The sequence below is a fragment of the Herbaspirillum sp. C7C2 genome (genome assembly GCF_022627865.1).
Taxonomy (GTDB): domain Bacteria; phylum Pseudomonadota; class Gammaproteobacteria; order Burkholderiales; family Burkholderiaceae_D; genus Herbaspirillum; species Herbaspirillum frisingense.
Genome location: NZ_JABXGI010000003.1, coordinates 226,254 through 238,222 on the forward strand (window position 1 = coordinate 226,254; position 11,969 = coordinate 238,222).

The 11,969-nt window shown below is 62.8% G+C and carries 11 protein-coding genes; 6 read left to right on the top strand and 5 right to left on the bottom strand.

Features of this window, described 5'->3' with window-relative positions; genetic code table 11:
* The first annotated feature begins 3 nt into the window (after positions 1–3).
* Positions 4–165 carry a hypothetical protein gene (locus HWE04_RS07000; RefSeq protein WP_241811950.1) on the top strand — a complete coding sequence of 54 codons (162 nt, stop codon included), beginning with the start codon at positions 4–6 and terminating at the stop codon, positions 163–165.
* A gap of 51 nt (positions 166–216) precedes the next feature.
* On the top strand, positions 217–852 hold the full coding sequence (maiA, locus tag HWE04_RS07005; protein ID WP_182994247.1) for a maleylacetoacetate isomerase: 636 nt from the start codon (positions 217–219) through the stop codon (positions 850–852).
* 36 nt (positions 853–888) lie between these two features.
* Here maiA and HWE04_RS07010 read toward each other — a convergent pair whose 3' ends face one another.
* Positions 889–3,060 carry a TonB-dependent receptor gene (locus HWE04_RS07010; RefSeq protein ID WP_241811951.1) on the bottom strand — a complete coding sequence of 724 codons (2,172 nt, stop codon included), beginning with the start codon at positions 3,058–3,060 and terminating at the stop codon, positions 889–891.
* Positions 3,061–3,401: 341 nt separating this feature from the next.
* Here HWE04_RS07010 and argF point away from each other — a divergent pair, with 341 nt between their 5' ends.
* The 3 genes from argF to ppnP all read left to right on the top strand — a co-directional run bounded on the left by argF (position 3,402) and on the right by ppnP (position 6,083).
* The gene (argF, locus tag HWE04_RS07015; protein WP_006463126.1) at positions 3,402–4,319 is read left to right on the top strand and encodes an ornithine carbamoyltransferase; all 918 of its coding nucleotides are present in this window, start codon (positions 3,402–3,404) and stop codon (positions 4,317–4,319) included.
* 70 nt (positions 4,320–4,389) lie between these two features.
* The gene (gene argG / locus HWE04_RS07020; protein ID WP_241811952.1) at positions 4,390–5,724 is read left to right on the top strand and encodes an argininosuccinate synthase; all 1,335 of its coding nucleotides are present in this window, start codon (positions 4,390–4,392) and stop codon (positions 5,722–5,724) included.
* 44 nt (positions 5,725–5,768) lie between these two features.
* Positions 5,769–6,083: a pyrimidine/purine nucleoside phosphorylase gene (gene ppnP, locus HWE04_RS07025; RefSeq protein WP_006463128.1), complete on the top strand. Its 315-nt coding sequence runs from the start codon at positions 5,769–5,771 to the stop codon at positions 6,081–6,083.
* Positions 6,084–6,157: 74 nt separating this feature from the next.
* Here the strand turns inward: ppnP and murB are convergent, their stop codons facing one another.
* Positions 6,158–7,189: a UDP-N-acetylmuramate dehydrogenase gene (gene murB / locus HWE04_RS07030; protein ID WP_241811953.1), complete on the bottom strand. Its 1,032-nt coding sequence runs from the start codon at positions 7,187–7,189 to the stop codon at positions 6,158–6,160.
* Between the two features lie 136 nt (positions 7,190–7,325).
* Between murB and HWE04_RS07035 the strand changes: the two genes are divergently transcribed.
* On the top strand, positions 7,326–7,811 hold the full coding sequence (locus HWE04_RS07035; protein ID WP_006463130.1) for a YajQ family cyclic di-GMP-binding protein: 486 nt from the start codon (positions 7,326–7,328) through the stop codon (positions 7,809–7,811).
* Between the two features lie 93 nt (positions 7,812–7,904).
* Here HWE04_RS07035 and aroG read toward each other — a convergent pair whose 3' ends face one another.
* The 3 genes from aroG to HWE04_RS07050 all read right to left on the bottom strand — a co-directional run bounded on the left by aroG (position 7,905) and on the right by HWE04_RS07050 (position 11,843).
* Positions 7,905–8,978, bottom strand: a complete 1,074-nt coding sequence (gene aroG, locus HWE04_RS07040) for a 3-deoxy-7-phosphoheptulonate synthase AroG (protein ID WP_102661303.1) — start codon at positions 8,976–8,978, stop codon at positions 7,905–7,907.
* 571 nt (positions 8,979–9,549) lie between these two features.
* The gene (tldD, locus tag HWE04_RS07045; protein WP_102661302.1) at positions 9,550–11,010 is read right to left on the bottom strand and encodes a metalloprotease TldD; all 1,461 of its coding nucleotides are present in this window, start codon (positions 11,008–11,010) and stop codon (positions 9,550–9,552) included.
* Positions 11,011–11,036: 26 nt separating this feature from the next.
* A complete protein-coding gene (locus tag HWE04_RS07050; protein WP_241811954.1) occupies positions 11,037–11,843 on the bottom strand; it encodes a carbon-nitrogen hydrolase family protein in 807 nt (268 codons plus the stop codon).
* Positions 11,844–11,969 lie beyond the last annotated feature (126 nt).

Below are 11,969 nucleotides of genomic sequence, written 5' to 3' on the forward strand. Positions count from 1 at the left end.
ACCATGCGCACCATGATCGGCTGGATCACCGCATTGGCCATCTCGGCCAGTCCCTGTGCCTGGGATACCCACGCACCGGAGCAGGCGCAGGCCGCAGCCGCCCTGGCGGCATTGTCCACCGCTGCCGGGAAGCCCGCGCCATCGGCGGGGTTACCTGCCCCCTGATTTTTCATCGCTTCATCGCTTCATCAATTCATCACTTTAAAAGGACCCGACATGAAACTGTATCTCAACGACATTTCCTCGGCCGCCTCGCGCGTGCGTATTGCCCTGGCCATCAAGCAGATCGAGGTCGACGTGCTGCCGGTCTCCATCCTCGGCGACGATCCGGAAAACCGCCGCGAGGACTACCTGCGCATCAATCCGCAAGGTCTGGTGCCGGCCCTGGTGACGGATCAGGGCGGGCTGATCACGCAATCCATCGCCATCATCGAATACCTGGACGAGCTGCATCCGGAGCCGCCGCTGCTGCCCAAGGGACTGGAACAGCGCGCGCTGTCGCGCTCGGTCGCCATCGCCATCGCCGCCGAAATCCATGCGCTGGTCCCGCCCCGGGTGGCGCGCCGGCTGTCGACCCTGCCCGGGGTGACGGCTGCGGAGATCGCCGACTGGAACCGGCACTGGGTGATGGAAGGTCTGCAGGCCATCGACCGCCTGCTGCAGAGCCACCAGGCCGGGCCGTTCGTCGGTGGTCAGCAAGCTTCGCTGGGTGACATCCTGCTGTTCCCGCAGACGGTCAATGCCGAACGTATGGGCATCGACCTGTCGCAATGGCCGACGCTGGCGGGCATCCATACGCGGCTGGCGGGCATGCCCGCCTTTGCGGAAAATGCCCCGGCCCCGCGCACATGACAGCGGGTACGCGCCAGGGCATGGGCGACCTCGGGTTCAGAACCTGTAGGTCGCCGTGAACGACAGCGTCCTTGGCGCCCCCGGGATGATCTGGGAGGCTCCGGTGGCGCTGGCGTAGTAGCGGCGGCCGGCCAGATTGGTCGCGGCCAGGGTGAAATCGGCACGCTGCAGGCGATAACCCACCATGGCATCCCGCCGGGGATAGGCGGGCAACTCGACCAGGTTGTCGCGGTCGGCGAAACGCGCGCCCTCGACGATCAGGCCGGTCTCGCCGAACCACCCCAGTGGCGGCGCGTAGGAGACGAACAGGCTGCCATTGCGGGCCGATACGCCGCTGGCGCGCTTGCCGGTGAATTGCGGTTCGGCCTGCAGCACCTTGGCGTTCTGCTGCGTCCAGCCGGCACGCAGGAACCAATGCCGCACCACTTCTCCGGCCACGCTGAACTCGACGCCGCGATTGCGCTCCAGCCCGGTCTGGTAGAAGGTACCCGGCTTGAGGGAATCGGCTACGGTGCGGTTGTAGAGCTCCAGCTGGAACCAGGCCAGGGTGGTGCTGATCCGGCGATCGAGCCAGTCGCTCTTGAGGCCGGTTTCGACCTGGCGGCTGTACTGCGGGCCGAGGTCGTTGGCGTTGCCCTCGGCGCCGGGTGTGATGCCGATCACGTCCCCTCCGACCGGGGCGTAGTTCTTGCTCCACGATAGGTACAGGTGCTGGTCGGGGATGGCCTCCCACACTGCCCCCACGCGCGGGCTCAGGGCATGGCTGGAGCGCTCGCTGCGCAGATTTTTCAACTGGTTGCGCGAATCGATGTCGAAGTCGTCCCAGCGCAGGCCGAACAGGCCTTTCAGGCGGCCGCCCAGATCGATCTGGTCCTGCACATAGATGCCCAGGTTGCTGGCCTTGTGATAGTTCATCTGCCACGGCTGGGGAACAATGCCTTTGTTGTCGCGATTGTCGGGATTGTCGATGGAGACCGGGGTGGCCGACCCCATCCACAGCCGGGGGTCGCGCTTCTGCCAGGCATATTCGACGCCAGCCAGCAACTCGTGCTGCAACGGCCCACTGGCGAGCTTGCCCAGCACCTCCAGATTGGTCTGCAGGTTGCGCTGATGCAGGTCCTGCTGGAAGCGGCTACGCTGGACCTGCTGCAGGTTGCGGGTGCTGCTGACGAAGGATTGCGAGACGAAGCTGTTGTCGAAGTCGCTATCGAGTTCGAACAGGCTCACGCCGTAACGGATGCTCCAGTCCGGCGCCACGGCGCGCGTGAGGGTGGAGCGCAGGGCCAGCGTGGTATCGCGCAGCACGTCGCGTCCGGCAGCACCGAAGAACTTGCCATCATCGGCCACCGGCAAGGCATAGGCGGTGGCCGTATTGCGCGCGGAGAGCGCGGTCACTCGCGCCGGCACGCCGCGGTCGGGGGTGCGCAGGAACTCCTGGTATTCGGCCTGCAGCAGCCAGCTGTCACGGCCGGATTCCCACTTCAGCGACGGCGCGAAATACTGGCGGGTGCCGCGCACCTCATCGCGGAAATTGCCCTCGTGCTCGCGGCCGAGGTTCAGACGCATGGCCCATTGCGCATCGAGCGGACGGTTCCAGTCCAGCGCCACGCCCTGCTGGCCGTAGCTGCCGAAGGTGGCCGAGGCCTGACCGAAAGCCTCCTGACCCGGCTGCTTGCTGATGCGATTGATCACGCCGCCACCACTGCCCCGCCCATACAGGACGGCGGCCGGTCCCTTGAGGATGTCGATGCGCTCGATGGTGCCGAGGCTGCGCACGTATTGGGCGTCGTCACGCATGCCGTCCAGCAGCATGTCGCCGGCATTGGAAAAGCCACGGATGCGGAAGGCGTCGAAACGGGTATCGGAGACATTGGAAATGCCCGGCACCCCCGTCAATGCGGCCGCCATGTCGCGCCCGCCGTAGGCCATCACCCGTTCGACGGCGACGCTTTGCACGGTCTGCGGTATGTCGGTGAGCTCGGTGGCGGTGCGGGTGGCGCTACTGAGCTTGCCGGGACGCGGATCACCCTGGCTGCGCCGGTCGCGGACCTCGACAGCGGGCAGGCGGGAGGTGACGGTTTCTTCCTGGTCGTCAGCAGCGGGGGCCGCCAGCAAAGGCAGGGCCGGCATGGAAAGCACGGCAGCAGCCAGCGCCGAAGGCAAGGCTCGCAGACGGAAACCGGATGGGACAACAGGCGAATCGGACATGGCAGCTTTTACTCCAAGGGAATAGAAAGGCGCCGATTCTAATTGCACAGATGCTAATGATTCTTATTTATATCGTGACATTTGCTGACCGATTCGTAGTAGAAGGATTTTCTCGTCAGATATCGATAGCTGATTCAAATAAGTTCTGCCTGCGGCTCGAATAGTGTCGAGAAATTTGTTTCTGCTGCCCGAGCCAGCTTCATTGCCCGCCCCCACAAGGGGATTCGCCGACTGTTTCCGCAAGGCAAGTACAGCGGGTATCTTTTTAAGCCGAATCCCTTATAATCTAAGGAGTTAACGACTATCGGCGGCAGGCGCCACACTGGCCGCCGTTTTTATTTATGGCAATCAAACACTACCTTCAGTTTTCCGACTTTACGCTTGATGAATACGAGTACGTGATCGAACGTTCCCGTGTGATCAAACGTAAGTTCAAGAATTACGAGCCCCACCACACGCTGGCCGACCGCACGCTGGTGATGGTGTTCGAGAAGAACTCGACCCGCACCCGCCTCTCCTTCGAGGCCGGCATGCACCAGATGGGCGGTGCCGCGATCTACCTGAACACCCGCGACAGCCAGCTCGGCCGCGGCGAACCGGTGGAAGATGCGGCCCAGGTGATGTCGCGCATGTGCGACGTCATCATGATCCGTACCTACGGCCAGGAGATCATCGAGCGCTTTGCCAAGCATTCGCGCGTGCCGGTGATCAACGGCCTGACCAACGAGCAGCATCCCTGCCAGGTGCTGGCCGATGTCTTCACCTTCATCGAGCAGCGCGGCAGCATCCAGGGCAAGATCGTGGCCTGGGTGGGCGATGCCAACAACATGCTGTATTCGTGGCTGCAGGCGGCCGAGGTGTTCGGCTTCCACGTCAATGTCTCCACCCCCAAGGGCTATGACATCGACCCGGCCCAGGTCTCGCCCGGGAACACGCACTACACCTTCTTCGCCAATCCGGCCGATGCCTGCCAGGATGCCGACCTGGTCACCACCGACGTATGGACCAGCATGGGCTTCGAGGCGGAGAACAATGCGCGCCTGAAGGCCTTCGACGGCTGGATCGTGGACCAGGCCAAGATGTCGCGCGCCAAGAAGGATGCACTCTTCATGCACTGCCTGCCGGCCCACCGTGGCGAGGAAGTGGCCGCCGAGGTGATCGACGGCCCGCAGTCGGTGGTCTGGGAAGAGGCGGAAAATCGCCTGCACGTCCAGAAGGCCCTGCTCGAGTATCTGGTGCACGGCAAGTTCGACCAATGAAATTCCGGGCTGCGCATGACGCCCAGCCCGCCAGTCCTAGTCAATTCATCCTCATCGCAACGTCAAGATCATGTCCAACATCCTGCAATCCGTCCCGGTCAATCAAAAAGTCGGCATCGCCTTCTCCGGCGGCCTCGATACCAGCGCCGCGCTGACCTGGATGCGCCAGAAAGGCGCCGTCCCCTACGCCTATACCGCCAATCTGGGCCAGCCGGATGAGCCGGACTACGACGCCATCCCCAAGAAGGCCCTGCAATACGGTGCCGAGCTGGCGCGCCTGATCGACTGCCGCGAACAGCTGGCCAACGAAGGTATTGCCGCCCTGCAGAGCGGTGCCTTCCACATCTCCACCGCAGGCATCACCTACTTCAACACCACCCCGCTGGGCCGCGCCGTGACCGGCACCATGCTGGTGGCCGCGATGCGCGAGGACAACGTCGATATCTGGGGCGACGGCAGCACCTTCAAGGGCAACGACATCGAGCGTTTCTATCGCTATGGCCTGCTGGTGAACCCCAACCTGAAGATCTACAAGCCCTGGCTGGACAGCACCTTCATCAACGAACTGGGTGGCCGCAAGGAAATGTCCGAGTTCATGATCAAGTCCGGCTTCGACTACAAGATGTCGGTGGAAAAGGCCTACTCGACCGACTCCAACATGCTGGGCGCGACCCACGAAGCCAAGGACCTGGAGTTCCTGAACAGCGGCATCAAGATCGTGCAGCCCATCATGGGTGTGGCGTTCTGGCGCGATGACGTCGAAGTCAAGGCCGAGACGGTCACCGTGCGCTTCGAAGAAGGCCGTCCGGTGGCCCTGAACGGCAAGACCTTCGACAGCATGACCGACCTGATCCTGGAAGCCAACCGCATCGGTGGCCGTCATGGCCTGGGCATGAGCGACCAGATCGAGAACCGTATCATCGAAGCCAAGAGCCGCGGCATCTACGAAGCCCCGGGCCTGGCCCTGCTGTTCATCGCTTACGAGCGTCTGGTCACCGGCATCCACAACGAAGACACCATCGAACAGTACCGCGACAACGGCCGCAAGCTGGGTCGCCTGCTGTACCAGGGCCGCTGGTTCGATTCGCAGGCCATCATGCTGCGCGAAACCGCCCAGCGCTGGGTGGCGCGCGCCATCACCGGCGAAGTGACGGTGGAACTGCGTCGCGGCAATGACTACTCGATCCTCAACACCGAGTCGCCCAACCTGACCTACCACCCGGAACGCCTGACCATGGAAAAGGGCGAAGGCAGCTTCTCCGCCATCGACCGTATCGGCCAGCTGACCATGCGCAACCTGGACATCGCCGACACCCGCCAGAAGCTGGCGATCTACCAGGGCACCGGCCTGCTGGATTCCAGCACCGCCGTGTCGCTGCCGCTGCTGGGCAAGGATGAGAATTAATTCCTGCAGGATTCCCCCTTACACCGTTTAATGGAAGCGATTCGATGAGCACCCAATTCGACAACGTCACCGTCCTCAAGAAGGGCAATGTCTATTTCGACGGCAAGTGCGTCTCGCACACCGTGCTGCTGGCCGATGGCAGCAAGAAGACCCTGGGCGTGATCCTGCCGTCTTCGCTGAACTTCAGCACCGGCGCGCCGGAAATCATGGAAATCAACGGCGGTAGCTGCCGCGTGCGTTTGAAGGGCGAAGAAGCCTGGAATACCTATGCTGCGGGTACCACCTTCAGCGTGCCGGGCAACTCCAGCTTCGACATCGAAGTGACCGAGACCCTGGACTACGTCTGCCACTTCGGCTGATCGCCAGCAAAGCAGAATGAAAAAGCCGTCGGTAGCGATACCGACGGCTTTTTTACGTGCAGGAAAACGCGTACTCAGATGAAGACCGGCTCCGGCTCCAGCTGCACCCCGAACTTCTCCAGCACGTCATCCTGGATGGCCTTGGCCAGCCTGGCGATTTCGGCACCGCTGGCGCCGCCGCGATTGACCAGCACCAGTGCCTGCTGTTCGTAGACACCCGCCCGTCCCATGGACTTGCCCTTCCAGCCGCAGCGGTCGATCAGCCAGCCGGCGGCCAGCTTGTAGTGATCGTCATCGACCCGATAGCTGACCAGGTTGGCGTATTGCGCCAGCAGGCGATCGCGCAGGCGGGCCGGCACGATGGGGTTCTTGAAGAAGCTGCCGGCATTGCCGATGCGCGCCGGATCGGGCAGCTTGCGGGTGCGGATGGCGATGACGGCCTCGGCGATGTCACGCGGTCCGGGCGCGGTAATGCCCTGCTCTTCCAGCGCCTGCGACACATCGGCATAGTTGGCATTGGCGATCCAGCGCCTGGGCAGGGCGAAGCTGACGTCGAGCACGATGGCGCGGTCACGCAGTGCGTGCTTGAAGACGCTGTCGCGATAGCCGAAGCGGCAGGCCTCGCGGTCCAGCGTCAAGATCTCGCCGCGCTCCAGATCGAAGGCGCGCAGGCTGTGGAAACGATCCTTCAGTTCGATGCCATAGGCGCCGATGTTCTGGATGGGCGCGGCGCCCACGCTACCGGGAATGAGCGAGAGGTTCTCCAGTCCGCCCAGCCCCTGCGCCAGCGTCCACTGGACAAAGCCGTGCCAGCTTTCGCCGGCGGCGGCGCGCACGTAGGTAAAGTCGTCGTCCTGGCCGGTGATTGCCATGCCCCGGCCTTGCATATGCAGCACCAGTCCACCGAAATCCTGCGTCAGCAGCAGGTTGCTGCCGCCTCCGAGCACCAGCCGGGGCAAGCTCATCAGGGAGGCATCGGCGCGTAGTGCCTGCAGGGTTTCCACAGCATCGACGGGCAGGTAGGCGTGGGCCTGGGCCTCGATGCCGAAGGTATTGAGGGCGCGCAGGGAAACGGCGTGCTGGAGGGGAAGCGAAGACATGGTCATAGGGCAGCGATTATAGCGCTCCGGAGGCCGGAGATCGGCTGTCGGCGGGACGACGATGGCGGCGGCGGCCCCACTCCGCTAGAATCACGGGTCAGACGCCGGCCTCCGCCGGCTGCAAGAACATAAGGATAAAGCCATGCCCTCATTCGATACCGTCTGCGAAGCCAATCTGGTCGAAGTCAAGAATGCCGTAGAACAAGCCAACAAGGAAATCTCCACCCGCTTCGACTTCAAGGGTACCGACGCCCGCGTCGAACAGAAGGAACGGGAACTGACCGCCTTCGCCGACTCCGACTTCCAGCTGAGCCAGGTGCGCGACGTGCTCACCAACAAGATGACCAAGCGCAACGTCGACGTGCGCTTCCTGGACGAAGGCAAGATCGAGAAGATCGGCGGTGACAAGGTCAAGCAGGTGATCAAGGTCAAGAACGGCATCGAAAGCGACGACGCCAAGAAGATCGTGCGCGTCATCAAGGACAGCAAGATGAAGGTGCAAGCCAGCATCCAGGGCGATGCCGTGCGCATCACCGGCGCCAAGCGCGACGACCTGCAGGCCGCCATGGCGCTGCTGCGCAAGGAGATCAAGGACATTCCGCTGGAGTTCAACAACTTCCGTGATTGATCCCCGGGCCTGATCAGGCCTTGCAATGAAAAACGCCGGCGATTGCCGGCGTTTTGCTTGTGCGCTGCTTGAAGCGGATCAGGTCAGACCCGATCAGGCGGCATCGCGCTCGTCGCCCACCAGACGGCGCTGCTTGACGGAGTCGGCCAGGCCTTGCAGCACTTGCAGGCTTTCTTCCCAGTTGATGCAGCCATCGGTCACAGACTGGCCATAGGTCAGTTCCTTGCCCGGCACCAGGTCCTGGCGACCGGCCACCAGATGCGATTCCACCATCACGCCGACGATGCGGGTGTCGCCACCGGCGATCTGGCGGCCGATGTCGGCGCAGACGGGGATCTGGTTTTCCGGCTTCTTGGAACTGTTGGCGTGCGAGGCGTCGATCATCAGGCGCGCGGCCAGACCGCTCTTGGCGATGTCCTGGCAGGCTGCTTCCACGCTGGGCGCATCATAGTTGGGCTGCTTGCCGCCGCGCAGGATGATGTGGCAATCCTCGTTGCCGGCGGTGGAGACGATGGCCGAGTGACCGCCCTTGGTCACCGACAGGAAGTGGTGCGGCTGGGACGCGGCCTTGATGGCATCCACGGCGATCTTGACGTTGCCGTCGGTGCCGTTCTTGAAGCCCACCGGGCAGGACAGGCCGGAGGCCAGTTCGCGGTGTACCTGGGATTCAGTGGTGCGGGCGCCGATGGCACCCCAGCTGATCAGGTCGGCGATGTATTGCGGGCTGATCACGTCGAGGAATTCGGTACCGGCCGGCAGGCCCAGGTCGTTGATGTTGAGCAGCAGTTCACGGGCAGCGCGCAGGCCATCGTTGATGCGGAAGCTGTTGTCCATGTACGGGTCGTTGATCAGGCCCTTCCAGCCGACGGTGGTGCGCGGCTTCTCGAAGTAGACGCGCATGACGATTTCCAGCTCGTTCTTGTGACGCTCGCGCTCCACCACCAGGCGGCGCGCATATTCCATGGCGGCCTTGGTGTCGTGGATGGAGCAGGGACCGATGACGACCATCAGGCGGTCGTCCTGACCGTGCAGGATGCGATGCAGCGCGGTGCGGGCTTCGGCGGTGGTGCGCTCAACCTTTTCGGTGCAGCCGAATTCGCGGATGAGATGCGAGGGGGGGACCAGTTCTTTCATTTCTCGGATGCGAAGATCGTCAGTGCGCGGCATTTTTTTCTCCTGGAGTGCTGCAAATATTCAGCTGGAAATTTGACCAAAAAAAAACCGCCATCACTGGCGGTTTTTTAGGAAATTCGGTTTTGTCTTTTTACGAACGCTTACCGCTTTTCACCGCCGTGGGGCTGGAATAGCTAAAGTAAAAATAAAAGTAAGCGCGGGCGAAAGACATGTCTGGCGTCATGGATTAATTGAAGCAGATATTCATAGTGCTACAAATCCGGGGCTTTGGCAAGGGAGATGCGAAAAATGGATTGATGCAGTGCTCATGCACATTTTTCTCAAAAATCATAGAATATTTGTACGACCATTGCCTTAAATGCACCATATCAGCCTCCAAAAGCAATAAAAAATCACACCCCATGCAAGCCCTGCCCGTCTCCTGTGCCACTTTTCGCTGTGGTTATCCTGCAAAAAAAGCGGTAATTTGATCTGGCGACGTCTCATTCAGCGCCTTCACCGCAGCTTTTTCCATCCCCAGCCGACGAAAAAAAACCGCCGGCAAGCTCTCCGGCGGTCTTCATTGCAGTGTTGAACCTGCTTCTGCTGAACCTGGCCAGCTGGTTCAGGCGGTGCCACCCACGGTCACGCCATCCAGGCGCAGGGTTGGCTGGCCCACGCCGACCGGCACGCTCTGGCCTTCCTTGCCGCACACGCCCACGCCGGAATCCAGGCGCATGTCGTTGCCGATCATCGAAACCCGGTTCAGCACATCGGGACCATTGCCGATCAGCGTGGCACCCTTGACCGGATAGGTGATCTTGCCATCCTCGATCATGTAGGCCTCGCTGGCGGAGAAGACGAACTTGCCATTGGTGATATCTACCTGGCCGCCGCCGAAGTTGACCGCATACAGGCCGTTCTTGACCGAGGCCAGGATTTCGCCCGGGTCCTTGTCGCCGCCCAGCATGTAGGTATTGGTCATGCGCGGCATGGGCAGGTGCGCGAAGGATTCGCGGCGGGCGTTGCCGGTGACGTCCATCTTCATCAGGCGCGCGTTCATGGTGTCCTGGATATAACCCTTCAGGATGCCGTCCTCGATGAGCGTGGTGCACTGGGTCGGGTTGCCTTCGTCGTCGATGTTGAGCGAACCGCGACGGTCGGCGATCGTGCCGTCATCGACCACGGTCACGCCCTTGGCCGCCACGCGCTCGCCGATGCGGCCGGAGAAGGTGGACGAGCCCTTGCGGTTGAAGTCGCCTTCCAGGCCGTGGCCGATGGCTTCGTGCAGCAGGATGCCGGGCCAGCCGGGGCCGAGCACCACGGTCATCGGGCCGGCCGGGGCCGGGCGCGCGTCCAGGTTGACCAGGGCGGTGGCAACTGCCTCGGAGGCGTACTTTTCCAGCAGCACGTCGGAGAAGTAGCCATAGTCATAACGACCACCGCCGCCACTGCTGCCCATCTCGCGACGGCCATTCTGTTCGGCGATCACCGTCACCGAAACCCGCACCAGCGGGCGGATATCGGCCGCCAGCACGCCATCGGCACGCGCCACCAGCACCACGTCATATTCGCCGGAAAGGCTGGCCATGACCTGCTTGACGCGCGGGTCCTTGGCGCGGGCGATGCGCTCCACGCGCTCCAGCAATTGCACCTTGGCGGTGGCGTCCAGCGAGGTCAGCGGATCGTGCGGCAGGTAGAGCGCGCGACCGCCGGCGGGGATCATGGACCCGGCCACCTTGACCTTGCCGCTGCCCTGGCGGGCAATGGTGCGGGTGGCGGCGGCGGCGTCCATCAGAGCCGCTTCGGAAATCTCGTCGGAATAGGAAAACGCAGTCTTGTCACCCGACACGGCGCGCACGCCCACGCCCTGGTCGATGGAAAAGCTGCCGGTCTTGACGATGCCCTCTTCCAGGCTCCAGCCCTCGCTCTTGGTGAACTGGAAGTAGAGATCGGCGTAGTCGACCTTGTGCGTGAACATGTTGCCCAGGGCCTTGAGCAGCTTGGATTCGTCCAGGCCGAAGGGAGTCAGCAGCACGTCGCGCGCCACTTGCAGGGCGCCCATGTTGGGTTCAAATAATTTCATAGCGTCTTGTCGGAAGGCAAAAAAGGTCAAAGCTTACGATGGCGAAGCGCCGGCAAGCTTTCTCGAACGTATTGTAGACGATGGGGGTCGATGTCGCCGATCACAAGGCCTTCGCCTTCCGGCAGGACCGACACGATCTCGCCCCAGGGGTCCACCAGCATGCTGTGGCCCCAGGTCCGGCGGCCATTGACGTGCTCGCCGCCCTGGGCCGAGGCCAGCACGTAGCACTGGTTCTCGACGGCGCGGGCGCGCAGCAGCAGCTCCCAGTGGGCGCGGCCGGTGGTATAGGTGAAGGCGGCCGGCATCACGATCAGCGCGCACTCGCCCATGGCCCGGTAGAGCTCGGGGAAGCGCAGGTCATAGCAGACCGACAGCCCGACCCGGCCGAACGGCGCCTCGAAGCTGCGTACCTCGCCGCCATGTTCGATGGTGCGGGCCTCGTCATAGCTTTCCTGCCCGCGCACGAAGTTGAACAGGTGGATCTTGTCATAGCGGGCGACGCGCTGGCCTTGCGGGTCATAGACCAGCGAGGTATTGAGGACCTTGTCAGGGTCGGCCGACTGCAGCGGCAAGGTGCCGCCGACCAGCCATATCTGATGCTGGCGGGCCAGCGTCTGCATGAAGGCCTGGATCGGGCCGGTGCCATCATCCTCGGCATGGGCCAGCTTGTCGCGTTCGTGACGGCCCAGCAGGGGCCAGTATTCGGGCAGCAGCACCAGCTGCGCGCCCTGCTCCGCCGCCTGCGCCACCAGGCGCGCCGCACTGGCGAAGTTCTCTTGTACCTCGGGGGTGGAGACCATCTGGATGGCCGCCACCTTGAATGTCTGGCTCATGTCTGCCTCTTGTCTGCCATTTGCCTGGCACTTGCCTGACGCATCCGGCTATGGCGGGACGCGTGAATGATATGAAGGATGCTTCAGTATGGCCCATCCCGCGACTATCTGCAGGCGTCACCGATC

Excerpts from the sequence above, each read along its gene's own strand:
- HWE04_RS07035 (WP_006463130.1), top strand. The coding sequence starts at position 7,326 with ATGCCCTCATTCGATACCGTCTGCGAAGCCAATCTGGTCGAAGTCAAG.
- ppnP (WP_006463128.1), top strand. The coding sequence starts at position 5,769 with ATGAGCACCCAATTCGACAACGTCACCGTCCTCAAGAAGGGCAATGTC.
- argF (WP_006463126.1), top strand. The coding sequence starts at position 3,402 with ATGGCAATCAAACACTACCTTCAGTTTTCCGACTTTACGCTTGATGAA.
- aroG (WP_102661303.1), bottom strand. The coding sequence starts at position 8,978 with ATGCCGCGCACTGACGATCTTCGCATCCGAGAAATGAAAGAACTGGTC.
- maiA (WP_182994247.1), top strand. The coding sequence starts at position 217 with ATGAAACTGTATCTCAACGACATTTCCTCGGCCGCCTCGCGCGTGCGT.
- murB (WP_241811953.1), bottom strand. The coding sequence starts at position 7,189 with ATGACCATGTCTTCGCTTCCCCTCCAGCACGCCGTTTCCCTGCGCGCC.
- tldD (WP_102661302.1), bottom strand. The coding sequence starts at position 11,010 with ATGAAATTATTTGAACCCAACATGGGCGCCCTGCAAGTGGCGCGCGAC.
- HWE04_RS07010 (WP_241811951.1), bottom strand. The coding sequence starts at position 3,060 with ATGTCCGATTCGCCTGTTGTCCCATCCGGTTTCCGTCTGCGAGCCTTG.
- argG (WP_241811952.1), top strand. The coding sequence starts at position 4,390 with ATGTCCAACATCCTGCAATCCGTCCCGGTCAATCAAAAAGTCGGCATC.
- HWE04_RS07050 (WP_241811954.1), bottom strand. The coding sequence starts at position 11,843 with ATGAGCCAGACATTCAAGGTGGCGGCCATCCAGATGGTCTCCACCCCC.
- HWE04_RS07000 (WP_241811950.1), top strand. The coding sequence starts at position 4 with ATGCGCACCATGATCGGCTGGATCACCGCATTGGCCATCTCGGCCAGT.